Genomic DNA, 23,939 nt, shown 5'->3' with positions numbered 1-23,939 from the left:
TTTTGCGACCAAAGCCCGATGCATCAGGACGAATCGGCATCGCGCTTCAGGTCGTCGTTTAAGCATGGTCTTGTCGGAAAACCGCTACGCACTTTTCCGGATCATGCTTTAGGCCTGCTGCCTCAGGGCGGCAGGCATGTCCTGCCGCTTCGACCAGGCGACGTAGTAGGCGACGGCGGTCATCGCGGCGAAGCCGATGATGCTCACCACGATTTGCATCGCCACCAGATTGGGGCCGGTGATCAGGATGAGATGGCCGGCAAAGGACAGGAACACGCCGACGCAGAACACGGCGAGCCATTCCTCGCCGCATCGTATGACCGCCTGAAGCGGCCTCAATCGCAGGCCGGGGTGATCGGCTGGAACCAGATGGGTCGCGAGCAAGGCGAGCGCGAGGAAGTGAACCACGCGATAAGGCGCGAGATTCTCCTTGTCGGTCGGCGCGATGCCCTCGAGGAGCAGGCCGGGCAGATAGGCGGACAGTTCCGGCGAATGGCGCAACAGGGTGACCGCCATCGCGAAAACGAGATAGCTCCCTGCGAGTAGCCGCAGCCAGGGAAGGTTGCGCAGCGCCCGTGCCGGTGCGCCGGTGACGGCAAACCAGCCGCCCAGCACCATCAGCATCTGCCAGCAGAACGGATTGAAGGTCCACTCCTGGTCGGGAGAGATCCGAAAATTCCACTCGAACCAGCGTGCGGCAAGATACAGCGCGACCGATGCCGCAAGCGTCACGTTCGGCCGTCGCAACAGACCCCACAGCGCGAACGGAAAGAAGGCCATCAGAGGAATCATCAGCTGCAGAAGGTCGAGGTTCAGCGGCTCCTCCTGGAGCACGAGGCCGCGAATCAGGATACGCAGCGGGTGCTCGAGAATCCCCGAGATGTTGTATTGGTGGATGATCTCCGGCGCCATCGATTGCGAGGCGACATAGGCGATGGCGTCGATATAGATCACGAACAGCACGACATAGGCGGCGTAGAGCCGCCAGACGCGGCGAAAGATTCGTGTCGCTGCGACCACGTAGCCGCGCTCCAGCGCCATCCTGCCGTGGATGATGGCGACGCCATAGCCCACCACGAACACGAACAAATCCGCCGCGCCGCTGAAGCCGAAGTTGCGCAGCGTCAGCAGATTGACGACGTTGTTCGGAATGTGGTCGACGAAGACCGACCAGTTGGCGATGCCGAGTGTCAAATACAGCCTGGCGTCGTGATGGAATGCGGCGAGGTTCGCCTTGACGGACGGTTTCATTGAGTAAAATAGCTTTTGGAATCAGGATGATGCTTTTACCGGCAACCTCCTGCCTATCCGAGTAGCGTTTGCGTGAGCAGGACCGGTTTGCACCGGCTGGCGCAAAATTGCGCGGCGTGGCCTCTATCGAATGCCGATAGATGCGCTCGCAGGACTTACGACGAAATTTTCTGACCGGCTCCGACCGCTACTCGGCAGGTTCAGCCGACACCTCGTCGGACACACCGGCGCGGCTTGCCAGGATGCCGAGGGCGACGCCGCCGATCGCCAGGATCGGCAACAGCCGCTTCATGCCGATGGCGCGAACGATCTGGAGTCCGGTGGCGAGGAGCATCGGATCCGCCAGCATGCTCTGCGCGGCCGACTTCGCGGCGCGCTCGGCCGCGATCCGGGCACGCTTCTGCACCTCGCGCTTGTAGCCCCAATAGGAGCCCGCCGCCGCCAGGGTCAGCAGGAAGAAGATGCCCGCGCCGGCCAGGCAGGCCTGCACCGGGCCATATGCCTCTAGGACCGAGATGAAGGCGGCGGCACAAAGGAAGCCTGTCGTCACCAGCAGCGCGAAGGCCGCGCCTGCGGCAAGGGAGGTCAGCCGAATTGTCGTGCCGGTGGATGCACTGATCCCGTCGATGATGCGCTGAAACATGGCCTTGCTCCTCAAGTCCCCCACAAGCCGAAACGTCACAAGCCGACATCGGCGGCGCGGCAGCGCCGCCGTCTCAGCATCCGTTCCGCAACCTTACCGGCGCCAGGCGACGCCGATCAGGAAGCCGATGCCGAGCGCCAGTCCGACGGTCGCGAGCGGTCGCTGCGTGATCGCCTCTTCCAGCGTCTCCTCGATCGAGCCGTAGGCGTCTTGTGCAGCTTCCATCATCGCGCTGCCGCGCTCGGACATGTCGTCCATCGCGGAATCCACGTTTTCGCGCGCCTGACGATAGCCGCGGCGAGCCTGCTTGCCGGTGGAGTTGGCGAAAGTATTGAGCGCGTCGGTGATCTGGTCGGTGAGGGCGGCGATATCGCTTTTCACGGCTGCTACATCCTTCTCGAGACGTTCTCGGGTGGCTTTGTCGGTCCAGTCTTTCATCCCGGCTTCGGCATTGGGCGTGGACATCGGGAGCTCCAAACTGTTGACGGCTGAGATAGCCGGAGAACGTTTCGTCGTCAGGGAAGTTCCGTCACGGAAACCAGTCAGGCCTGCGGCAGATGCGGCGCGTCCGTCGGCATCAGATGCTCCTTGAGAATCAGGGCCATGATCAGAAGCGGTGATGACAGGAACGCGCCCATGGGGCCCCACATCCAGGTCCAGAAGGCCAGCGCAAGCAGGACCGCAAGTGCATTCAGCGCCAGTCGCCGGCCGATAATGGTCGGTGTGATGAAGTGCCCCTCCAGGAAGGTGAGCCCGCCGAAGGCGAGCGCGGCCATGAGACCGCCGCCGATGGTGGGGAAGGCGACCAGCCCTACCACGACCAGCACCACGAACATCGCGACCGGCCCGATGATCGGGATGAAATTGAGCGTTGCCGCCAGCGCGCCGAGCCCGGCCGGATTGGGCATGCCGGTGAGCGCGCAGATAAGGCCGGTGCCGATGCCGACGCCCACATTGATCAGGGTGACGGTCAGGAGGTAGTTGCCGAGATGAACCTCGATCTCGTTGAGAATGCGAAGGGTGCGCAGGCGCGCGTCGCGATCGCTGAATGTCATGATCATGGCTCGCCGCAGGTCGCGCCAGCTCGCGATGAACAGAATGAGGGTGACGAAGAAAAGCAGGAATTCGGTAAAGGTCGGCGAGAGGAATTCCAGCGTGGGTTGCACCCATTCGACCTTGGGCATCTCAATGCTGGGGAAGCCCTCCGAGCCGCCGATCATGCCCTGCAGCTCTCGCCACAGCGCCAGCGGCCGGTTGAATACGTGCAGCTTGTCCCTCAATTGGGCGCCGAGCTCCGGCAGGCGCGTGCTCCACTCCATCACGGGTGAAGCGATCAGGGCGACGACGAAGGCGACCACTGTCGTCCCCGCGATCACGATCAGGACAGCACCGAGCCCCCGCGGCACCTTGTACCGCTCCAGGAAGTTCGCCGCCGGCGACAGCATGGTGCCGGTGACGAAGGCCATCACCACGGGCAGGAAGAACGCCCTTCCGACATAGAGCACGGTGACGACCGCAATCAGCAGCAGGCCCGCGAGCGCGAAAGCGACGAACTCGGTGCGGCGGACCACCGGCGGCAGCTCGCCACGGCTCTCAGGGAGCGGTTCGCCTTCGCTGTTTCCGGACATCAGGCGTTCGCCGGGAAGGACGCGCACAACATATCTCCCGCGTGGAAGGCTAGCGATCCGCGCGCCCATTCCATAACGTTGCGGAGGAAGCGCGAGTTCCATCGCAGCTTCGTGAAGATGTGCTCGCTTGACTGTGACCAAGCTGCCGCACCCTGCGGTGGAACTCGAATCGGCTCCGCTGCGTTGCTTGGATTAGCTGCGTCACCCTGATGCAGACATCCAACGGGGCAGCACATGACGAAATTCTCTGTAGTCCGCCGCAGCTCTGCGCCGCGCGCTGTCGCCGCGTTCGCGCTCGCTATTGCCTTCCTCGCGGTAACCTGTGGTGGCGCCAGCGCGCAAAGCTTCGGCTATGCTCCAATGCAGCCGCAGGCCTATCCGCAGGACCAGGGTTACTCCCAGGGTTACTCCCAGGGTGACGTCAACGAGGCGCCGCAGCCCGCCGACGAGGACGCCCGGTTGCCCGACCGGCTGCGCAAGCAGGTCGTCAGCTTCGACAGGGGCGAGCCGGCCGGTACCATCGTCATCGACACCAACAACACCTATCTCTACTACGTGCTCGGCAATGGCCGCGCGATCCGCTACGGCGTCGGCGTCGGTCGCGAGGGCTTCACCTGGTCGGGCGTGCAGAGCGTGAGCCGCAAGGCGGAGTGGCCGGACTGGCATCCGCCGACCGCGATGATCGCGCGCCAGCCCTATCTGCCGCGCTTCGTCGCCGGCGGCCCCGGCAATCCGCTCGGCGCGCGTGCGATGTATCTCGGCTCCAGCGAATACCGCATCCACGGCACCAACGATCCCTCCACCATCGGCAAGTTCGTCTCGTCCGGCTGCATTCGCATGACCAACGAGGACGTCATCGACCTGTTCAACCGGGTCGATGTCGGCGCCAAGGTCGTGGTGCTGCCGAAGAACGCGCCTTTGATGGCCAGAGGCGCAGATCCCGCGCGAAAGCGCCCGGCCGTGAGCACGTTGCCCACCGGCCGCCAGGCGTTGAACATCACGACGTCGGCCGTGAACTGAGAGTGAGCGAGGTCGTATGAGCAGGCGCGTGGTTGGCAAATTGGCTGGCGGCACAGCGATGTTGATCGTTGTCTCCGCCGGTCTGGCGTCGGCACCGTCGGCGCATGCGGAGGATTTTTTCTCGGCATTGTTCGGCGGCTTCCGGATGCGGCCGCCGCCGGAGATCCGGATGCCCTTCCCGAACGACGACATGCCGCGCTACGACGCGCCGCGGCGGTCCTCCTATGGTGCCGGCACTGCCTATTGCGTGCGCGGCTGCGACGGCCGCTACTTCCCGGCGCAAGGCACCGATGCCGCGAGCAAGGCGCAGTCCTGCAAGAGCTTCTGCCCGGCCTCGGAAACCTCGCTGGTCTACGGCAGCAATATCGACGACGCCACGACGGAGAACGGAAAGTCCTATTCCGACCTGCCGAACGCGTTCCGCTATCGTAACGAGATCGTCGCGGGGTGCACCTGCAACGGCAAGGATCCGGCTGGGCTCGCCCAAGTCAAGGTCGAGGATGATCCCACCCTGCGCAAGGGCGACATCGTCGCCGGCGCCGGCGGCCTCGTGGTCGCCAGCCGCAATGCCAACGACCGCCGCGGCGTCGCGATGAATTTTTCGCCGCTGCCGGACTCGGTGCGCGCCAAATTCCGCCAGGTCCCCGTGGTGGCGAAGGAGTAGGGTTGCCGCAACGAAGCAGATCCTCGCCCCATAGGCAGTCGTCTCCGGACAAGCTCGCCGTGAGCGCACGCGGGTCCGGATCTGGAAGAATGAAATCGTGAGTGGCTCGGCCAATCGTAGAATGACGGATATTGCGAGAGGTTTCAGTAGGTTGCCGAAGTGGAACCGACTAGTGTGCAGCGCGTTAAAAACAGCGGCACAATTTGCCTGAAGGGGGTCCTGCAATGCTGGTTGGCGTACTCGTTACCTTTCTCGTCGTCATTCTCGTGCTCTATCTCATCAACATGCTGCCGATGGACGGCCGCGCCAAGCAGATCGCGCGCGTGGTTGTCATCATCATCGGCATCGTGTCGCTGCTGAAATATCTGGCGGTATTCTAGCGAAGGTATCGTAGCCCGGATGAGCGAAGCGATATCCGGGACCTCTATTGCGTCTCCCCGGATATCGCTTCGCTCATCCGGGCTACACCTCTAAACAAAAGCCCCGGCCTGAGCCGGGGCTTCGTTAGTGCTGCGCTCAATGCAGCCCTTTCAACCAGTCGTCGACGTCCTGACGAACCTGGTCCTTGGCCTTGCCGTAGCGTTCCTGGAGCCGGCCTTCGAGCTGCTCGCGCCGACCCTCGATCAATTGGAGGTCGTCGTCGGTGAGCTTGGCCCATTTCTCCTTGGCCGAGCCCTTGAATTGCTTCCAGTTTCCTTCGATCCGATTCCAGTCCATGACCGTCTCCCGTTGGTTGATGGCCGGACAACGCGGTCCACGGTGCAGCCGTTCCGCGGTCCGCCGCGGCGTTTCGCCCACAAAAAAGCCCCGGCGTGAGCCGGGGCTTTTGAAGTTCTCTATCGGTACTCAGCCCGCCGCTTTCGCCTCGCGGCGGCGGGCGGTGAGGATGTATTCGGTGTAGCCGTTCGGCTGCTCGCGCCCCTTGAAGATGAGGTCGCAGGCCGCCTTGAAGGCGACGCCGTCGAAGGCGGGCGCCATCGGCTTGTAGATGGGATCGCCCGCGTTCTGCTTGTCGACGACGACCGCCATGCGCTTCAGCGACTCCATTACCTGCGCCTCGGTGATCACGCCCTGATGCAGCCAGTTGGCGAGATGCTGGCTGGAGATGCGCAAGGTCGCGCGGTCCTCCATCAGGCCGATATCGTGGATGTCGGGCACCTTGGAGCAGCCGACGCCTTGGTCGATCCAGCGCACGACATAGCCGAGGATGCCCTGGCAGTTGTTGTCGATCTCCTGCTTGACGTCATCCGGCGCCCAGTTCGACTTCGACACCGGGATGGTGAGGATGTCCGAGAGCTTCGCGCGCGGTCCGCCCTTGGCGAGCTCCTGCTGGCGCGCGGTGACGTTGACCTGGTGATAGTGCAGCGCGTGCAGCGTCGCGGCCGTCGGGGAGGGCACCCAGGCGGTGGTGGCGCCGGCCTGCGGATGGCCGAGCTTCTGCGCCAGCATGTCCGCCATCTTGTCGGGCGCAGCCCACATGCCCTTGCCGATCTGGGCATGGCCGGGCAGGCCACAGGTCAGGCCCATGTCGACGTTCCAGTCCTCATAGGCCTTGATCCAGGCCTGCGCCTTCATCTCGTTCTTGCGGATCATCGGGCCCGCCTCCATCGAGGTGTGGATCTCGTCGCCTGTGCGGTCGAGGAAGCCGGTGTTGATGAACATGATGCGCTTGGAGGCGCGCTGGATGCAGGCCTTGAGGTTGACGGTGGTGCGCCGCTCCTCGTCCATGATGCCGACCTTGAGCGTGTTCTCGGGCAGGCCCAGCATCTTCTCGACGCGGTCGAAGATCTCGCAGGTCAGCGACACCTCGTCGGGGCCGTGCATCTTCGGCTTGACGATATAGGCCGAGCCGGTGCGGCTGTTCTTGACCTTGGAAAGACCCCTGAGGTCGTGGATCGCGAGCAGGCCGGAGACGGCGGCATCGAGCAGGCCCTCGGGGACCTCCTCGCCCTTCTCGTCCAGCACCGCGTCGGTGAACATGTGGTGACCGCAATTGCGCATCAGGAGCAGGCTACGGCCGTGCAGCCTCACCTCGCCCTTGCCGTCGGGCGTCTTGTAGCTGCGGTCGGCGTTGAGCGAGCGCGTCAGCGTCTTGCCGCCCTTCTCGAAATCGGCCGAGAGCGTGCCGTTCATCAGCCCGAGCGTGTTGCGGTAGACCAGCACCTTGTCCTCGGCATCGACCGCCGCGACCGAGTCCTCCATGTCGAGAATGGTGGAGACCGCGGCCTCCATGATCATGTCGGCGACGCCGGCCGGATCGTCCTTGCCGATCGCGCTGCTGCGGTCGATCTTGACCTCGACATGCAGGCCGTTGTTGACGAGCAGCACCGCGCTCGGTGCCGCCGCATCGCCCTGGAAGCCGGCGAACTGTGCCGCGCTCTTCAGCGCGGTGGCATTGCCGCTCTTCAGCTTCACCGCAAGCTGGCCCGCGACGACGCTGTAGGCGGTGACGTCGGTGTGGCTGCCGGTGGCGAGCGGCACGGCGGCGTCGAGGAACGCCTTGGCCTTGGCGATCACCTTGTCGCCGCGCGCCTTGTTGTAGCCCTTGCCGCTCTCGGCAGCGTCGTGCGGAATCGCGTCGGTGCCGTAGAACGCGTCATAGAGCGAGCCCCAGCGCGCGTTCGCCGCGTTCAGCGCGTAGCGCGCATTGGTGAGCGGCACGACAAGCTGCGGACCGCAGATCTTGCCGATCTCCTCGTCGACATTGGCGGTCTCGACCTTCTGCGTCGCCGGCTCCGGGACCAAATAGCCGATCTCCTTCAGGAAGGCGGTATAGGCATCGAGGTCGAACGCCTTGCCCTTGTTGGCGCGGTGCCAGTCGTCGATCTTGGCCTGCAGCGTGTCGCGGAATGCGAGCAACTCGCGGTTCTTCGGGCCCAGTTCCTTGATGATGGCGGCAAGCCCGGCCCAGAACGCATCCGGCGCGATCCCCGTTTTCGGGGCCGCTTCGTTGGCGATGAAGTCAAACAGGACGGGGGCGATCTTCAATCCGTGGGCGTCGACGCGTTTCATGATGGGCTTTCTTGTTGGAAATGGCTGTTTTTGGCTGCTTTTGACCCGACAGCAGCAAAATGCGCCCACGCGGGGCGGCTTTCGAGGGTCTATTAGCCCCAAAATCGGGGCGGTGAGAAGACCCTCAAGGGTTTGTCAAAATGTTAAGGCGAGGTCAGGGAGGTTGCTGGTTTTACAGCGATTGAGCCCAGCTTGGCGCCGCGCGCACAACTGCGCTCCCTCCGCCCTTGCGGGGGAGGGCGGGGGAGAGGGGTAGCCAAGCAAAAGGTGTTGGAATTGACGACGAAATCAGCTCACGCTGATGGAGGGAGTCCCCGTGTGAACCCCTCTCCCTAACCCTCCGCAAGGGGGGAGGGAACGTACCGCGTGCGCGGTGGCAGCTAGCCAAACAGTAAGTAGGTGCTTCAAATATTCGCGGCGAGGTCCACGACTTCGTCGAACAGCACGCCAGTCGTCTTCAGCATGCGCTCGATCTCGTCGGCGGCCTCAGTAACCGTTCGCGTCGAGGTATCGATCACCAGCTCCGCCGCCTCAGGCTTCTCGTAGTCGTTGCCGATGCCGGTGAACGAGGCCAGCGCGCCGGCGCGAGCCTTCTTGTAATGGCCCTTGGGATCGCGCTCCTCGCAGATCTCGGCCGGCGTCGCGACATGGATCTCGCGGAACGCGGTGTCGGCGATGCGGCGCGCGGCGGCACGGTCCTCGCGCGCCGGAGAGACGGCGGCGACGATCGCGATATGGCCGTTGCGGGCGAGATGCGTCGCGACCTCGGCGAGGCGGCGGATGTTCTCGCTGCGATCGGGGGCGGAGAAGCCGAGATCGCTGTTGAGCCCGGCGCGCAGCGTGTCGCCGTCGAGCAGGACCGGCGAGCCGCCATTGGTGAACAGCCGCCGCTCCAGCGCTCTTGCCAGCGTCGACTTGCCGGACGCCGGCAGGCCGGTGAGCCAGACCACGGCACCGTTGTGGCGGTAGCGCGCCGCGCGCTCGTCAGGGCGCAGTGCCGATTCCACCGGCACGATATCGACCGGCACGGCGCGCTGGCCGGCATCGACGGACAGCACCAGGCCGCCGCCGGCGATGCGCCCCGCGACCTCGATCACGAGACGGCCGGTGCGCGGGTTCTCGGTGTAGGGATCGGTGGCGATCGGATTCGAAAGCGAAATGTCGATCTCGCCGACATGGTTGCGGGCGATCGCCTTGTTCTCGGTGCTCGAGAGCTCGCCGGGATCGACCGCCTTCTCGATGGCGACGACGGTGGCGCGGCTCTCCTTCGGACCGCTGCGCACCAGGATCTGGTCGCCCTTGGCAAGCGGCTTGTCGTGCAGCCAGAAGATGCGCGCGCGCAGCCGGCGCGTTTCGCGCGGCGCGCTGCCTGCATGCGCGATGATGTCGCCGCGCTCGATGAACAGCTCGCGGTCGAGCGTGATGCCGACCGAGCGGCCCGCGCCCTGCCGTCCCGCCAGCGGCGTCACCGGCCAGCTCTCGACGGTCTTGATCCTGGCGATCTTGCCGGCCGGCATGATCACGATCTCGTCGCCGGCAATCAGGCTGCCGGATTCGATGCGGCCGGCGACAATGCGCCGGTCGTCGAACTTGTAGATCGCCTGCACCGGCAGCCGCAGCGCCAGCGTCCCCAGCGGCCGCGCCGGCTCGAGCCTATCAAGCGCCTCGACCACGGTCGGGCCCTTGTACCAGCCGATCCGGCCCGTGCGCTCCGCGACGCCGTCGCCGTCGCGCGCCGAAATCGGGATCACCGCCGTCGGCGTCACGCCGAGGCCGTTCAGATGCGCGGAGATCTCGTCGCTGATGTCCTTGAAGCGCGCGGCGGAGAAATCGACGCGGTCCATCTTGTTGACGACGACAGCGACCTGCTTCACGCCGAGCAGATGAAGGAGATAGCCGTGCCGCCTCGTCTGGTCGCGCACGCCTTCGAGCGCGTCGATGATCAGCACCGCGCCGTCGGCCTGCGAGGCGCCGGTGATCATGTTGCGCAGGAACTCGGCGTGGCCTGGCGCGTCGATCAGGACGATGTCGCGTGAATTGGTGCGGAAGCGGATCTGCGTGGTGTCGATGGTGATGCCCTGGTCGCGCTCGGTCTGCAAAGCGTCGAGCAGGAACGACCATTCGAACGGCATGCCGCGCCGTGCGCTGACGGCCTTCAGCATTTCGAGCTTGCCCTCGGGCAGGCTGCCGGTCTCGTGCAGGAGGCGGCCGACCAGGGTCGACTTGCCGTGGTCGACATGGCCGACGATGACGATGCGCACCTGGGGACGCGTGGTGCCGTTCGGAGTGGCGGACGAAGCCGGGGTGACGATCATGTTCATGCGGGCGCTCGCGTCCTTGAGGTCAGAGATAGCCGGCGACGCGCAGGCGCTCGAAAGCATCCTCGGTCTCGTGGTCGAGCGCGCGTCCGGCGCGCTCCGGCACCTTGGTCTGTTCGAGCTCGATCAGGATCTCGTCGATGCTGGACGCTGTCGAGGCGACCGGGTTGGTGATGTCCTGATCACCCAGCGAGCGATAGCGCTTGCCGTCCTTGGCGAGATACAGCGGGATGATCGGAATGTTCTCGCGTTTGGTGTAGGCCCAGATGTCGGCCTCGGTCCAATGCAGGATCGGATGGATGCGCAAATGCGCGCCTTGCGGCGGCGACGCGTTGAAATGATCCCAGAATTCCGGCGGCTGGTCGCGCACGTCCCAATTGCCCTCCAACCCGCGCGGCGAGAACACGCGCTCCTTGGCGCGCGTTGCCTCCTCGTCGCGGCGGATGCCGGCGATCAGGCCGTCAAAGCCGTATTTGGCGAGCGCCATCTTGAGGCCTTCGGTCTTGCGCGCGGCGGAGCGCGCGGCCGGCGGCAGCGTCGGATCGACGGCATCGATCGGCGGACACGGCTCGACGCGCAAATCGAGATCCCACTCCTTGCCGTAATGATCGCGGAAGCGATACATCTCCGGAAACTTCTTGCCGGTATCGACGTGAAGGGCGGGAAACGGCATCTTGCCGAAGAAGGCCTTCCGCGCCAGCCAGATCATGACGTTGGAATCCTTGCCGAGCGACCACAGCAGGGCGATCTTCTTCAGCCGGGCGAAGGCCTCGCGGAAGATGTAGATGCTCTGCGCCTCGAGCTGGTCGAGATGGTCCATGCTCGGGGCAAGGTCGGCAGAAAATTCTTGCTGGCCCAAGCGCTCGATGAGGGCCGGGCTGCTCACTCCGACAGCAGCGGAATCGTCCTTGAGAAGATGCATCTCTGCCACTTTGCGTTTGGAGGCGAAAATTCTATAGTTGCAGCGCGGAAGAGAAGAAAAAATTTTCTCTTTGCGCGCTCGAAACGAGACATATATAGAAAATAATTCCAGTCAACCCCGTTTGTGGGGAAGCGAGTAGCGCATGCGGTTCTTGCCGGTGTTTCTCGATCTCAAGGCCGGCCCGGTGGTCCTCATCGGCGCGGGCGAGCTTTTGCGCGCCAAGTTGCGCGTGCTCGCCGCTGCCGGCGCGCGCCTGCGCGTGCATGCGATCGACGGCAATCAGGATTTTGGCCTCGACTTCGGGGACGCGGCGCGCGTCGAAATCGCGAGCGGCGATCCACTCACGGCCGATCTCTCAGGTGTCGTCGCCATTGTCTGCGCGGGTGCCGGCGATGTCGGCGTTGCGATGTCCGTGCGGGCGAAGGCGCTCGGTCTGCCCGTCAACGTCATGGACGATCTCGAGCACTCCAGCTTCATCTTCCCGGCGATCGTCGATCGCGGCGATGTCGTGGTCGCGGTCGGCACCGGCGGCACCTCGCCGGTGGTGGCGCGGCGCGTGCGCGAGAAGATCGAGGCGCTGCTGCCGGCGCGCATCGGCGAGCTTGCCGAGTTCATCGGCGGATTCCGCAAATCCATCAACGAGCGCATCGCCGAGTTTCCACTGCGCCGCCGCTTCTGGGAGCGCGTCATCGACGGTCCGATCGGCGCGTCCGTGCTCGCCGGCCGCAAGGGCGAAGCGGACGCTGCGCTCAAGGCAATTGCGGACCCCACCGAATTCGCGCGCGCCGACAAGCCGGAAGGCTCGGTCGCGCTGGTCGGTGCCGGCCCGGGCGATCCTGACCTTCTCACCATCAAGGCGCTGCGCGCCTTGCAGGATGCGGACATCGTCTTTCATGACGAGCTGGTCTCGTCCGAGATTCTCGATCGCATCCGCCGCGACACCACGCGCGTTGCGGTCGGCCGCCGCGTCGGCAAGCCCGGCATCGGCCAGGACGCCATCAACAAGCGCATGATCGAAGCCGCGCAAGCCGGCCAGCGTGTGGTGCGGCTGAAGGGCGGCGATCCCCTCGTGTTCGGCCGCGGTGGTGAAGAGGTCGAAGCGCTGCGCGCCGCCGGCATCGCCTATTCGATCATCCCCGGCATCACCGCAGGGCTCGGCGGCGCCGCCGATTTCGAGGTGCCGCTCACCTATCGCCATGAAGCGACCCGCATCACCTTCCTGACCGCGCACAAGGCGCGCGATGCCGAGAATGTGGATTGGTCGACGCTGACCGACACCAGGATGACCGTCGTGGTCTACATGGGCATGACGGCGGCGCCGGCCGTGCGCGCCGGCCTGTTCGCAGCCGGCCGCTCGCCGGAAACGCCGGTCGGCGTGTTCGCCCGCGTCACGCGGCCCGATGCGCAGGGCGCGATCGGCACGCTGCGCGACCTGCCCGAGCTCGTACGGCGGATCCAAGGTGGTCCCGCCATCCTCATCATCGGCGACGTGGTCCGGCATGCCGGCTCGCTTGGCCGTCAAACCCCCAACAAGACCCCGAAGCAAATCATCTCTGACCTCCTGGATGCAGCCGAATGACCTCCCCGCTCGAACAGAAGAAGATCAAAATCGCCGGCCCCTCGGTGGTGACCGCCAACCGCACCTGGGACGGCATCGTCGTCTACCGCACCGCCGCCAAGGGCTGGTCCGCCGAGCTGGCGGAAGCCGCGATCGTGCGCAACTCCGACGAGGCCAGGGCGTTGCTTGCGGAGTCCATCGCCGATGATGTCGGTGCGATCGGCCCCTATATCGCGCCGGTGCAGATCGGCGAGGACGGCAAGATCCTGCCCGGCAATCTGCGCGAACAGATCCGCCGCACCGGCGTCACCATCGGACAGCCGGCCCAGGTTTAAGGCACGCACTTATGTATGCTTACGACGAAATCGACCGCACGCTCGTCAACGAGCGCGTCTCGGAGTTCCGCGACCAGGTGAAGCGGCGCCTCTCCGGCGAGCTCACCGAGGACGAGTTCAAGATCCTGCGGCTTCAGAACGGCGTCTATCTGCAACTGCACGCCTACATGTTCCGCGTCGCGATCCCCTACGGCACGCTGGCGACCAACCAGCTGCGGGCGCTCGCCCATGTCGCGCGCAAATACGACCGCGGCTACGGCCATTTCACCACGCGGCAGAACATCCAGTTCAACTGGATCAAGCTCGCCGAGCTGCCGGACGCGCTCGAAGACCTCGCCAAGGTCGGAATCCACGCGATGCAGACCTCCGGCAACAACATGCGCAACGTCACCTCGGACCAGTGGGCCGGCGTCGCGCCCGGCGAGATCGAGGACCCGCGCATCTGGTCGGAGCTGATCCGCCAGCACACCACGCTGCATCCGGAATTCTCGTTCCTGCCGCGCAAGTTCAAGATCGCGATCACCGCGTCGGACCATGACCGCGCCGCGATCAAGATCCACGATATCGGCCTGCGGCTGATCAAGAACGAGAAAGGCGAGACCGGCTTCGAGGTGCTGGTCGGCGGCGGCCTCGGCCGCACGCCGTTCATCGCCAAGACCATCAAGCATTTCGTCCACGGCCGCGACATCCTCAGCTACATCGAGGCCATTCTGCGCGTCTACAACCAGTACGGCCGCCGCGACAACATCTACAAGGCGCGTATCAAGATCCTGGTGCACGAGCTCGGCATCGAGAAGTTCTCCCGCGAGGTCGAGGAGGAGTGGCAGCACATCCGCAACTCCTCGCTCCAGATCGACGACGAGGTGATCGAGGACATCCGCTCGCGCTTCACCTATCCGGCCTACGAGAAGCTGCCGCACATGCCCGACGAGCTGCGCCAGGCCGCGGCCGATCCGGATTTCGAGGCGTGGCGCAAGAACTCGGTGGCTCCGCACAAGGTGCAGGGCTATTCCATCGTCACGATCTCGCTGAAGCCGACCGGCGGGCCTCCGGGCGATGCCACCGCCGAGCAGATGGACGCGCTGGCCGATCTCGCCGACAGATATTCCTTCGGCGAGGTCCGCGTCGGCCATGAGCAGAACCTGGCGCTGCCGCACGTCGCCAAGCGCGACCTGCCGGCGCTGTGGAAGGCGCTCGACAAGCTTGGCCTTGCGACGCCCAACGTCAACCTGATCACCGACATCATCGCCTGCCCCGGGCTCGATTATTGCTCGCTGGCGAATGCGCGCTCGATCCCGATCGCGCAGGAGCTGACGCGGCGCTTCGCCAATCACGAGCTCGCCAATCTGATCGGCCGGCTCCACATCAACATCTCCGGCTGCATCAATGCCTGCGGCCATCACCATGTCGGCCATATCGGCATTCTCGGCGTCGAGAAGAACGGCGAGGAAGTCTACCAGATCACCATCGGCGGCCGCGCCGACGAGAACGCGGCGCTCGGGACTTTGATCGGGCCGGGCGTCAAGTTCGACGAGGTCGCCGATGTCGTCGAGGACATCGTGGAAGCCTATCTGGCGCTGCGTGAGCGGCCCGAAGAGCTGTTCATGGACACGGTGAAACGCCTCGGCGTCGAACCCTTCAAGGAGCGCGTCTATGCCACTCGTTAACGGCGGAAAGATCGTCGACGACGGCTTCGTCAAGCTCGCCGTCGATACGCCGCTGCCCGAGCGCGGCGACATTCTTGTGCCGGCCGAGCGTTTCCTCGGCGATGCCGAGGGCTTGCTCCAGCGCGCCGGCAAGGTCGGCGTGATCTGGCCGAACAATCGCGACATCGCCGAACTCGTGCCGTATCTCGGCAGGATCGCGGCCGTGGCGCTGGTGTTCCCGACCTTCCGCGACGGGCGTGCCTACAGCCAGTCACGGCTGCTGCGAGAACGCTACAATTACCGTGGTGAGTTGCGCGCCACTGGGCAGGTGCTGCGCGACCAGTTCGTGTTCATGCTGCGCGCCGGCTTCGACGCCTTCGAGGTCAAGAAGCAGGCGGATGCGGAAGCCTTCATGCAGACGGCCAGGCGCTATTCGGTGTTCTACCAGCCGACCGGCGATGGCCGCATCACGGCGCTCCACCGGCGCATGCAGCTGCGCCATTCCGAAGGTGTCGGCACGTGACCGCGATCGCGCCTCAGGTTTCCACGGTCTCTGCGTTGCCCTCGGCGGAGGAGCTCGATCGCGCTTTGCGCGATGCCTCGCCCGCGGAGATCATCGCTGCGGCGCTGAAGACGGTCGGGCGCGACAAGCTCGCGCTGGTATCGTCCTTCGGTACGGAATCGGCGACGCTGCTGAAGGTCATGGCGGACGTCGATCCCGCGATTCCGGTGATCTTTCTCGACACCGGCTGGCTGTTCGAGGAGACGCTGGCCTATCGCGACACGCTGATCGCGAAGCTGGGCCTGAAGGACGTCCGGTCGATCAAGCCGGCCGACGAGGCACTCTCGCGCGACGATCCCGACCGCGACCTCTGGTTCTCCGATCCCGACGCCTGCTGCCGTATCCGCAAGGTAGAACCGCTTGCGCGGGCGCTGAAGCCGTTCTCGGCCTGGCTCAACGGCCGCAAGCGCTTCCAGGGTAGTGCGCGCGCCGACATTCCCGTCGTCGAGGACGACGGCGCGCGGTTGAAGTTCAATCCCTTCGCCAACGTCTCGCGCGAGGAGATCGAGGCGATCTTCACTCGTGCCAAATTGCCCCGGCACCCTCTGGCTGCGTCAGGATTTCTGTCGGTTGGCTGTATGCCCTGCACCAGCAGAACGGCCGAGGGCGAGGATTCCCGCGCCGGCCGATGGCGGGGCCGCGCCAAGACAGAATGCGGCATTCACACGATGAAGGTTTCGTAGCACGGTTGCGCTGCCACGCTGCGAACAAGAAAATCCGGTTCCGTTGACTTGAGTGCCTTTCGCCCCGAGTTATGCCTGCCGTCGATGACGCCGATGTCGTCGAGGTGAATGGAGATGGACATGATGCGCCGTATCGTTCCGCTCGCTGCAGGACTCCTCTGGGCAAGCTCGGCTCTCGCTGCTGACGTCAGTTTGCTGAACGTGTCGTATGATCCGACGCGTGAGCTCTATGGCGAGTTCAACAAGGCGTTCGCGAATGCCTATCAGAAGGAGACCGGCAAGAGCATCGAGATCAAGCAGTCGCATGGCGGCAGCGGTTCGCAGGCGCGCGCGGTGATCGACGGATTGCAGGCCGACGTGGTGACGCTCGCGCTCGCCTATGACATCGATGCCATCGCTGCCAAGGGCCTGGTGGCGGCGGATTGGCAAAAGCGGCTGCCGCAGAATTCATCCCCCTATACCTCGACCATCGTGTTCCTGGTGCGCAAGGGCAATCCCAAGGGCATCAGGGACTGGGACGATCTGATCAAGCCGGGCGTCGCCGTGATCACGCCGAACCCGAAGACATCGGGCGGGGCACGCTGGAATTATCTTGCGGCCTGGGGCTTTGCGCAGAAGAAGTTCGGCTCGGCCGACAAGGCCAAGGACTTCATCGGCAAGCTCTACCAGCAGGTCCCGGTGCTGGATACCGGTGCGCGGGGCGCCACCGTGACCTTCGTCGAGCGCGGCGTCGGCGACGTGCTGCTCGCCTGGGAGAACGAGGCGTTCCTTGCGCTGAAGGAGTTCGGCGCCAACAAGTTCGAGGTCGTGGCGCCGCCACAATCGATCCTCGCTGAGCCGCCGGTCGCGATCGTGGACAAGGTTGCCGACCGAAAGGGCAATCGCAACGTCGCCGATGCCTATCTGCAATATTGGTACACCAAGGAGGGGCAGGAGATCGCCGCGCGCAACTTCTACCGTCCGCGCGATGCCGAAATCGCCAAGAAGTATGAAAACGCCTTCGCCAAGGTCGAGCTGTTCACGATCGACGACGTTTTCGGCGGCTGGACCAAGGCACAGAGGGAACATTTTGCCGACGGCGGCGTCTTTGATCAGATCTACAAGAACTGATCAGGCGCTGTCTTAAGAGGCTTTTGCAGGGGGCCTGGTGAGCGCAGTTGCAGCACGACGCCGGACATTGCCGGGCTTCGGTCTCACCATGGGACTGACGCTGACCTGGCTGTCCGTGATCATCCTGATTCCGCTCGCCGGCCTGTTCCTGAAATCGCTCGAGCTCAGCCCCGAGCAGTTCTGGAACATCCTTTCCAGCCGCCGCACCCTGAACGCGCTCCGCGTCTCGTTCGGCCTCGCCTTTGCGGCGGCCTGCGTCAATCTCGTCATGGGCAGCATCATCGTCTGGGCGCTGGTGCGCTACCGTTTCCCGGGCCGGCGGCTGTTCGACGCCATCGTGGACGTGCCCTTTGCGCTGCCGACCGCGGTGGCCGGCGTGGCGCTGACCGCGCTGTTCGCCGAGAAGGGCTGGCTGGGCGCGCCGCTTGCCGCGCTCGGCATCAAGGTGGCGTTCACGCCGGTCGGCATCTTCGTCGCCATGATCTTCATCGGTATTCCCTTCGTGGTTCGCACGGTGCAGCCGGTGCTCCAGGATCTCGACCCCGAGATCGAGGAGGCCGCGGGGAGCCTTGGGGCCAGCCGCTGGCAGACCATCTTTCGCGTGATCCTGCCGTCGCTCGCACCGGCGCTGCTCACCGGCCTCGCGCTCGCCTTCGCCCGGGCGGTCGGCGAATACGGCTCGGTGATCTTCATCGCCGGCAATCTGCCCAACGTCTCCGAGATCGCGCCGCTCCTGATCGTGATCCGGCTCTCCGAATTCCGCTATGCCGATGCGACTGCGATCGCGGTGGTCATGCTGGTCGTGTCGTTCGTGATCATCTTTGCCGTCAACCGGCTCCAGCGCTGGGCGCAGAGCCGGATTCCGGAGCGCTGAGGGCGGATCATGACGATGCAGATCGCAGATTCCATACCGCTCTCGGCCTCCGACGCGAAGGCGCGTGCGCAGGCGGCGGCAGCGCGGGACAATTTGCGTACCGAACCGCGCGCGGTGCGCATCACCATCATCGCGCTCGCGATGATCTTTCTCACCGTCTTCGTCGTGCTCCCGCTCGTCGTCGTCTTTGCGCAGGCGTTCTCGAGGGGCGTCGTCGCCTATCTCGCCGCGCTCGCCGAGCCGGAGGCGCTGGCTGCAATCAGGCTGACGCTGCTGGTCGCAGCGATCTCAGTAGGCCTCAACCTCGTGTTCGGCCTCGTCGCCGCCTGGGCCATCGCCAAGTTCGATTTTCCGGGCAAGACGTTCCTGATCACGCTGATCGACCTGCCGTTCTCGGTCAGTCCGGTGATCTCGGGTCTCGTCTTCGTGCTGTTGTTCGGCGCACAGGGCTATTTCGGCAGCTGGCTGCGCGAGCACGACATCCAGATCCTGTTCGCGGTGCCCGGCATTGCGCTCGCCACCACCTTCGTCACCTTTCCCTTCGTGGCCCGTGCGCTGATCCCCCTGATGCAGGAGCAGGGCACTCAGGAGGAGGAGGCCGCGATCTCGCTGGGCGCCTCGGGTCTCCAGACCTTCTTCCGCGTCACGCTGCCCAACATCAAATGGGGGGTGCTCTACGGCGTCCTGCTCTGCAACGCCCGCGCCATGGGCGAGTTCGGCGCTGTCTCGGTCGTCTCCGGCCACATTCGCGGCGAGACCAACACCATGCCGCTCCTTGTCGAGATTCTCTACAACGAGTACCAGTTCGTCGCCGCCTTCGCGATCGCCTCGCTGCTGGCGATGCTGGCGCTGATCACGCTGATCGCGAAGACCGTTCTCGAACGCCATCTGGACGAAGGACAAGAGTCAAGTGACCATTGAAGTCAGAAATCTCGTCAAGTCGTTCGGCAGCTTCAAGGCCCTCGACGGCGTCGATCTCAAGGTCGACAGCGGCGAGCTGGTGGCGCTGCTCGGTCCGTCCGGCTCGGGCAAGACCACGCTGCTGCGGATCGTCGCCGGGCTCGACTGGCCTGATTCCGGGGAGGTCTTGATCAATGGCGAGGACGCACTGGCGCAAGGCGCGCGAGAGCGTCACGTCGGCTTCGTGTTCCAGCACTACGCGCTGTTCCGCCACATGACGGTGTTCGAGAACGTCGCCTTCGGCCTGCGCGTGCAGCCGCGCGCGGTCCGCAAGGACGAGGCGGCGATCCGCGCCCGGGTCAAGGAGCTGCTCGATCTCGTACAGCTCGACTGGCTCGCCGATCGCTACCCGAGCCAGCTTTCCGGCGGCCAGCGCCAGCGCATCGCGCTCGCCCGCGCGCTCGCGATCGAGCCGCGCATCCTGCTGCTCGACGAGCCGTTCGGCGCGCTCGATGCCAAGGTGAGGAAAGAGCTGCGCAAATGGCTGCGCTCGCTGCATCATGAGATCCACGTCACCTCGATCTTCGTCACCCATGACCAGGAGGAGGCGCTGGAAGTCGCCAACCGCGTCGTGGTGATGGACAAGGGCAGGATCGAGCAGATCGGCTCGCCCGATGACGTCTATGCAAGTCCCGCGACCGCCTTCGTCCACGGCTTCATCGGTGAATCGATCGAGCTGCCGGTTGAAGTCGAGGGTGGTGCTGTCACGCTCGGCGGCCGGCCACTTCGGCTCACAGCGGACGGGCTTGCGCCTGGCGCGTCAAAACTGTTCGTGCGGCGACATGACATGCTGGTCGGCCCGCCCGGCAGCGGCGCCTTCGAGGGCGCGGTCCGGCATGTCCGCAATTTCGGCCCCGTCCAGCGCGCCGAGGTCGCGCTCTCGGGCGGCCAGACCATCGAGATCGATGCCCCCCGCGACAAGGAACTTCGCGCCGGCGACATGATCGGATTGGAGCCCCGCCGCTACCGGATATTTGCGGGCTAGAAACCCCCCGTCATTCCGGGGCGATGCGAAGCATCGAACCCGGAATCCCGAGATTGTAGCGCGAGATTCTCAGGTGCGCGATTGCGCACCATAGTTCGCGCTGACGCGCGCCCCGGAACGACTTGCGTCGATTTTCTTCAAAATTCACCTTTCAGCCACGGTTGATATGCAACAACGGCCCCTCATTTGGGGACCTCGATTCATGCGCGCTGCGGCCGCAATTCTCGTCATTTTGCTGCTCGCCGGCTGTGCCGGCAACGAAGCACCGGTCCAGCAGCCATCCATGTACACCGACATGGCGGTTCCGGGCTCCAAGCTCGATGCGCAGGCGGCTGCGGTGATGATCTCGCAATACCGCCAGAACAACGGGCTGGGCACCGTCGTGATCGATTCCGACCTGATGCGGCTCGCCGAGTCCCAGTCGGGCGCGATGGCGGCGGCCAACAAGATGGACCACGACGTCCGCGCGCCGCTGGCCAAGCGCCTCGCCGCCGGCGGTTATCCCGCGACCGTGGCGGTCGAGAACATCTCGGCCGGCTATCATACGCTGGCGGAAGCGTTTTCTGGCTGGCGAGACTCGCCGCCTCACCGCGCCAACATGCTCAAGGGCGGTGTCACAAAATTAGGCATCGCGGCGAGCTATGCTCCCGGCACCAAGTACAAGGTGTTCTGGACCATGATCCTGGCCTCGACGGAGCCTCGATAAGCCAGACTTGATCCCGGGATGCATTGACGCCGGAGCGGGGTGTCGCCACGGTGGCCAGCCTTTTGCTATTGTTCCCGAATGACAGATCATAGTCCGGAAATCGCAACAGTCCCGACGAATGCGCAACGCGTCCTGGTTCTCCAGGGCGGCGGCGCGCTCGGCTCCTACCAGGCCGGCGCCTATCAGGCGCTGTGCGGCTACGGATTCGAACCGGAATGGGTGGCCGGCATCTCCATCGGCGCGGTCAACGCTGCCATCATCGCCGGCAATGAGGGCCAGACGCGCGTCAAGCGGCTCAAGGAGTTCTGGGAGATGGTCTCGGCGCCGGTCCCGTGGAAGCCTCTCGGCAAGAGCGACCACAGCCGCGAGCTGTTCAATTCGACCAGCGCTGCGCTGATTGCGACCTTCGGCGTGCCCGGCTTCTTCACGCCGCGCATTCCGCCGGCGCCGCTCTGGCCGCCGGGGCATCCCGAAGCGGAAAGCTATTACGACACATCGCCGCTGAAGAAGACGCTGGAGCGTCTCGTCGATTTCGACCGCATCAACGATCTGAAGACGCGGCTGTCGGTCGGCGCGGTCGGCGTCACCTCGGGCAACTTCAAATACTTCGACAATTACGAGTTCAAGAAGCTCGGCAAGACCATCGGCCCCGAGCACATCATGGCCTCCGGCGCGCTGCCGCCGGGCTTTCCTTCCGTGAACATCGATGGCGAACATTACTGGGACGGCGGCATCGCCTCCAACACCCCGCTCGACTACGTGCTCGATGCCGAGGTCGAACGCGACATGCTGATCTTCCAGGTCGATCTGTTCTCCGCGCGTGGGGATCTGCCGAACTCGCTGCTGGAAGCTGCCGAGCGCGAGAAGGACATCCGCTATTCCAGCCGCACGCGGATGAACACCGACAAGAACAAGCAGCTGCACAACGCGCGCCGCGCCGTGCGTGACCTGATCAGCAAATTGCCCGACTATCTCAAGAACGATCCTTCCGTCGAATTCCTGGCGAAAGTGTCGCGCGAAAGCACCGTCACGGTGGTGCATCTGATCTATCGCAGCAAGAATTACGAATCGTCGTCCAAGGATTACGATTTCTCGCATGTCGCCATGGTCGAGCATTGGGAAGCCGGCGTGCGCGACGTGCATCTGTCGATGCGCCACAGGGACTGGCTCGAGCGGCCCCAGTCCAGCGAGACCATGGTGACCTACGATCTCACGGGGGACGTCACCGCGCCCCCGGCAAAAAGGAGCGAATAGAATGGGTAGTCTGTCAGGCAAGAACGCCGTCGTGACCGGATCGACCAGCGGCATCGGGCTCGCCTATGCGCGCGCCTTCGCCGCCGCCGGTGCCAATGTCGTCATCAACGGCTTCGGCTCGGCCGAGGACATCGAGAAGGAACGCGCCAAGATCGAGTCCGACTTCAAGGTCAAGGCGATCTACTCTCCGGCCGACATGACCAAGCCCGCCGAGATCGCCGGGATGATCGCGCTCGGCGAGAAGACGTTCGGCTCGGTCGATATCCTCGTCAACAACGCCGGCATCCAGTTCGTGTCGCCGATCGAGGAGTTCCCGCCGGAGAAATGGGACCAGATCATCGCGATCAACCTGTCCTCGGCCTTCCATGCCATCCGTGCTGCCGTCCCCGGCATGAAGAAGAAGGGCTGGGGCCGCATCATCAACACGGCGTCCGCGCATTCGCTGGTGGCTTCGCCCTTCAAGTCGGCCTACGTCTCGGCCAAGCACGGCATCGCCGGTCTCACCAAGACCGTGGCGCTGGAAGTCGCGACCCACAAGATCACCTGCAACTGCATCAGCCCCGGCTACGTCTGGACGCCGCTGGTCGAGAAGCAGATCCCCGACACGATGAAGGCGCGCAACCTGACGCGCGAGCAGGTCATCAACGACGTGCTGCTGGATGCGCAGCCGACCAAGGAGTTCGTCACCTCCGAGCAGGTCGCCGCGCTGGCGCTGTTCCTGTGCAGCGACGATGCCGCGCAGATCACCGGCACCAATCTTTCGATCGACGGCGGCTGGACCGCGGAGTAAGCACGACGATGCGGTCGTGCCGTAGGGTGGGCAAAGGCGCGTTGCGCCGTGCCCACCATGCGTCCCCATCGAAGTGAAATGGGCACGCTTCGCTTTGCGCACCCTACGATTCTGGCGTCCGCTCCCGGCCTCAATGGCTCCAGGCCAGAGCCGTGACGATGGCCGACGACAGGTTCAGTTCCGCGAAGATGATCCTGCCGGCGACCACGAACAGGACGCAGGCGAGCGTCAGGCGCAGCACCGTCTCGGGCACGCGCGTCGCGCTGAAGCTGCCGACGATGATGCCGGGCAGAGAGCCCAGCAGCAGCACGCCCATCAGGGCCCAGTCGACGTCACCGAGCGCCCAATGGCCGATGCCGGCTACCAGTGTCAGCGGCACCGCATGGGCGATGTCGGAGCCGACGATGGTCGCCATCGGCAGGCGCGGATAAAGCAGCAGCAGCACGGTGACGCCGACCGCGCCGGCGCCGACCGAGGAGATCGAGACCAGCACGCCCAGCACGACGCCGGTGATCACGGTCGCAATCGCCGTGGTGCGCGCGTCGACGCGTTCCAGCTTGCTGCGATAGCGCTCCATGATCGTCTTGCGAAAGATCAGCGAGGTCGCGGTCAGCAGGAGCGCGAAGCACAGCACCAGATTGACCAGGCTGCGCTCGGCATCGCTCTTGAGGTCGAGCTTCCACAGCACCAGCAGCGTCACCGCGCTTGCCGGAATGCTGCCGCAGGCGAGCCGCAGCACCGCCGGCCAGTGCACGCTGCGCGACCAGCCATGGACCACGCTGCCGCCGGTCTTGGTGGCGGCGGCATAGAGCAGGTCGGTGCCGACCGCGGTGGAGGGGTGGACGCCGAACAACAGGATCAGCAGCGGCGTCATCAACGAGCCGCCGCCGACGCCGGTCATGCCGACAAGCAGGCCGACGGCGAATCCGGAGGCGACGTAAAGTGGATCAAGCATCTCAGGGAATGTTAGGTTGATCTCATCGGTTGGGCAATATGACGTAGAATAAGCTTTCCCTGC

General features: G+C 64.8%; 25 protein-coding genes. 15 read left to right on the top strand and 10 right to left on the bottom strand.

Annotated features, from left to right (window positions below; all coding sequences use genetic code 11):
• Positions 1-108: 108 nt before the first annotated feature.
• The 4 genes from FJV43_RS12340 to FJV43_RS12325 form a co-directional block, all read right to left on the bottom strand.
• Entirely contained in the window at positions 109-1,251 is a 1,143-nt protein-coding gene (locus tag FJV43_RS12340; RefSeq protein WP_239627306.1) for an OpgC domain-containing protein, read from the bottom strand.
• Positions 1,252-1,438: 187 nt separating this feature from the next.
• On the bottom strand, positions 1,439-1,894 hold the full coding sequence (locus FJV43_RS12335) for a hypothetical protein (protein WP_239627305.1): 456 nt from the start codon (positions 1,892-1,894) through the stop codon (positions 1,439-1,441).
• Between the two features lie 93 nt (positions 1,895-1,987).
• Positions 1,988-2,359: a DUF883 family protein gene (locus FJV43_RS12330; RefSeq protein ID WP_131871948.1), complete on the bottom strand. Its 372-nt coding sequence runs from the start codon at positions 2,357-2,359 to the stop codon at positions 1,988-1,990.
• A gap of 77 nt (positions 2,360-2,436) precedes the next feature.
• Complete coding sequence (locus tag FJV43_RS12325) at positions 2,437-3,549, bottom strand: AI-2E family transporter (RefSeq protein ID WP_239627303.1); 1,113 nt, start codon at positions 3,547-3,549, stop codon at positions 2,437-2,439.
• Between the two features lie 207 nt (positions 3,550-3,756).
• Here FJV43_RS12325 and FJV43_RS12320 point away from each other — a divergent pair, with 207 nt between their 5' ends.
• The 3 genes from FJV43_RS12320 to FJV43_RS12310 all read left to right on the top strand — a co-directional run bounded on the left by FJV43_RS12320 (position 3,757) and on the right by FJV43_RS12310 (position 5,586).
• Entirely contained in the window at positions 3,757-4,542 is a 786-nt protein-coding gene (locus FJV43_RS12320) for a L,D-transpeptidase (protein ID WP_239627302.1), read from the top strand.
• 16 nt (positions 4,543-4,558) lie between these two features.
• Entirely contained in the window at positions 4,559-5,206 is a 648-nt protein-coding gene (locus FJV43_RS12315; RefSeq protein ID WP_239627300.1) for a DUF2865 domain-containing protein, read from the top strand.
• Between the two features lie 224 nt (positions 5,207-5,430).
• The gene (locus FJV43_RS12310) at positions 5,431-5,586 is read left to right on the top strand and encodes a Thivi_2564 family membrane protein (RefSeq protein WP_007599832.1); all 156 of its coding nucleotides are present in this window, start codon (positions 5,431-5,433) and stop codon (positions 5,584-5,586) included.
• 136 nt (positions 5,587-5,722) lie between these two features.
• On the opposite strand, the gene FJV43_RS12305 is transcribed toward FJV43_RS12310, so the two are convergent.
• From FJV43_RS12305 to cysD, 4 genes are all read right to left on the bottom strand, one after another.
• The gene (locus tag FJV43_RS12305) at positions 5,723-5,923 is read right to left on the bottom strand and encodes a CsbD family protein (RefSeq protein WP_061880957.1); all 201 of its coding nucleotides are present in this window, start codon (positions 5,921-5,923) and stop codon (positions 5,723-5,725) included.
• Positions 5,924-6,052: 129 nt separating this feature from the next.
• Positions 6,053-8,218 carry a malate synthase G gene (locus FJV43_RS12300; RefSeq protein ID WP_239627299.1) on the bottom strand — a complete coding sequence of 722 codons (2,166 nt, stop codon included), beginning with the start codon at positions 8,216-8,218 and terminating at the stop codon, positions 6,053-6,055.
• A 404-nt stretch (positions 8,219-8,622) separates the two neighbouring features.
• Positions 8,623-10,539, bottom strand: coding sequence for an adenylyl-sulfate kinase (cysC, locus tag FJV43_RS12295; RefSeq protein WP_239627297.1), 1,917 nt, complete (start codon positions 10,537-10,539; stop codon positions 8,623-8,625).
• A gap of 22 nt (positions 10,540-10,561) precedes the next feature.
• On the bottom strand, positions 10,562-11,356 hold the full coding sequence (gene cysD, locus FJV43_RS12290; RefSeq protein ID WP_131872081.1) for a sulfate adenylyltransferase subunit CysD: 795 nt from the start codon (positions 11,354-11,356) through the stop codon (positions 10,562-10,564).
• A 244-nt stretch (positions 11,357-11,600) separates the two neighbouring features.
• On the opposite strand from cysD, the gene cysG reads away from it, so the two are divergent.
• From cysG to FJV43_RS12265, 5 genes are read left to right on the top strand one after another with little or no spacing between them, the layout of a single operon-like run.
• On the top strand, positions 11,601-13,037 hold the full coding sequence (gene cysG, locus FJV43_RS12285) for a siroheme synthase CysG (protein ID WP_239627295.1): 1,437 nt from the start codon (positions 11,601-11,603) through the stop codon (positions 13,035-13,037).
• Positions 13,034-13,351 (top strand): DUF2849 domain-containing protein, encoded by a 318-nt coding sequence (locus FJV43_RS12280; RefSeq protein WP_239627294.1) that lies wholly within the window; start codon positions 13,034-13,036, stop codon positions 13,349-13,351. Before cysG ends, FJV43_RS12280 begins: the two co-directional genes overlap by 4 nt.
• Positions 13,352-13,362: 11 nt before the next feature.
• Positions 13,363-15,018: a nitrite/sulfite reductase gene (locus FJV43_RS12275; RefSeq protein ID WP_239627292.1), complete on the top strand. Its 1,656-nt coding sequence runs from the start codon at positions 13,363-13,365 to the stop codon at positions 15,016-15,018.
• Positions 15,005-15,520 (top strand): DUF934 domain-containing protein, encoded by a 516-nt coding sequence (locus FJV43_RS12270; RefSeq protein WP_239627290.1) that lies wholly within the window; start codon positions 15,005-15,007, stop codon positions 15,518-15,520. The genes FJV43_RS12275 and FJV43_RS12270 overlap by 14 nt, the downstream gene beginning before the upstream one ends.
• Positions 15,517-16,242: a phosphoadenylyl-sulfate reductase gene (locus FJV43_RS12265; protein WP_239627289.1), complete on the top strand. Its 726-nt coding sequence runs from the start codon at positions 15,517-15,519 to the stop codon at positions 16,240-16,242. Before FJV43_RS12270 ends, FJV43_RS12265 begins: the two co-directional genes overlap by 4 nt.
• Here the strand turns inward: FJV43_RS12265 and FJV43_RS12260 are convergent.
• The gene (locus tag FJV43_RS12260; protein ID WP_239627287.1) at positions 16,221-16,364 is read right to left on the bottom strand and encodes a hypothetical protein; all 144 of its coding nucleotides are present in this window, start codon (positions 16,362-16,364) and stop codon (positions 16,221-16,223) included. The two genes, FJV43_RS12265 and FJV43_RS12260, sit on opposite strands and share 22 nt — an antisense overlap.
• On the opposite strand from FJV43_RS12260, the gene FJV43_RS12255 reads away from it, so the two are divergent.
• The 7 genes from FJV43_RS12255 to FJV43_RS12225 all read left to right on the top strand — a co-directional run bounded on the left by FJV43_RS12255 (position 16,363) and on the right by FJV43_RS12225 (position 22,921).
• Positions 16,363-17,352 (top strand): sulfate ABC transporter substrate-binding protein, encoded by a 990-nt coding sequence (locus FJV43_RS12255; protein WP_239627286.1) that lies wholly within the window; start codon positions 16,363-16,365, stop codon positions 17,350-17,352. The two genes, FJV43_RS12260 and FJV43_RS12255, sit on opposite strands and share 2 nt — an antisense overlap.
• 88 nt (positions 17,353-17,440) lie before the next feature.
• Positions 17,441-18,226, top strand: coding sequence for a sulfate ABC transporter permease subunit CysT (gene cysT / locus FJV43_RS12250; protein ID WP_239629401.1), 786 nt, complete (start codon positions 17,441-17,443; stop codon positions 18,224-18,226).
• 9 nt (positions 18,227-18,235) lie between these two features.
• Positions 18,236-19,147: a sulfate ABC transporter permease subunit CysW gene (cysW, locus tag FJV43_RS12245; protein ID WP_239627284.1), complete on the top strand. Its 912-nt coding sequence runs from the start codon at positions 18,236-18,238 to the stop codon at positions 19,145-19,147.
• A complete protein-coding gene (locus FJV43_RS12240) occupies positions 19,137-20,171 on the top strand; it encodes a sulfate ABC transporter ATP-binding protein (RefSeq protein WP_239627282.1) in 1,035 nt (344 codons plus the stop codon). The genes cysW and FJV43_RS12240 overlap by 11 nt, the downstream gene beginning before the upstream one ends.
• Positions 20,172-20,373: 202 nt before the next feature.
• Entirely contained in the window at positions 20,374-20,877 is a 504-nt protein-coding gene (locus FJV43_RS12235) for a CAP domain-containing protein (protein WP_239627281.1), read from the top strand.
• Between the two features lie 78 nt (positions 20,878-20,955).
• Entirely contained in the window at positions 20,956-22,131 is a 1,176-nt protein-coding gene (locus FJV43_RS12230) for a patatin-like phospholipase family protein (RefSeq protein WP_239627279.1), read from the top strand.
• 1 nt (position 22,132) lies between these two features.
• Positions 22,133-22,921 carry a 3-hydroxybutyrate dehydrogenase gene (locus FJV43_RS12225; protein ID WP_061025180.1) on the top strand — a complete coding sequence of 263 codons (789 nt, stop codon included), beginning with the start codon at positions 22,133-22,135 and terminating at the stop codon, positions 22,919-22,921.
• 130 nt (positions 22,922-23,051) lie between these two features.
• On the opposite strand, the gene FJV43_RS12220 is transcribed toward FJV43_RS12225, so the two are convergent.
• Positions 23,052-23,876 (bottom strand): sulfite exporter TauE/SafE family protein, encoded by an 825-nt coding sequence (locus tag FJV43_RS12220; RefSeq protein ID WP_239627278.1) that lies wholly within the window; start codon positions 23,874-23,876, stop codon positions 23,052-23,054.
• Between the last annotated feature and the right edge of the window lie 63 nt (positions 23,877-23,939).

This window comes from Bradyrhizobium sp. I71, from assembly GCF_022354745.1.
Lineage (GTDB): Bacteria > Pseudomonadota > Alphaproteobacteria > Rhizobiales > Xanthobacteraceae > Bradyrhizobium > Bradyrhizobium liaoningense.
This window is presented reverse-complemented; position numbering and strand designations above follow the sequence as displayed.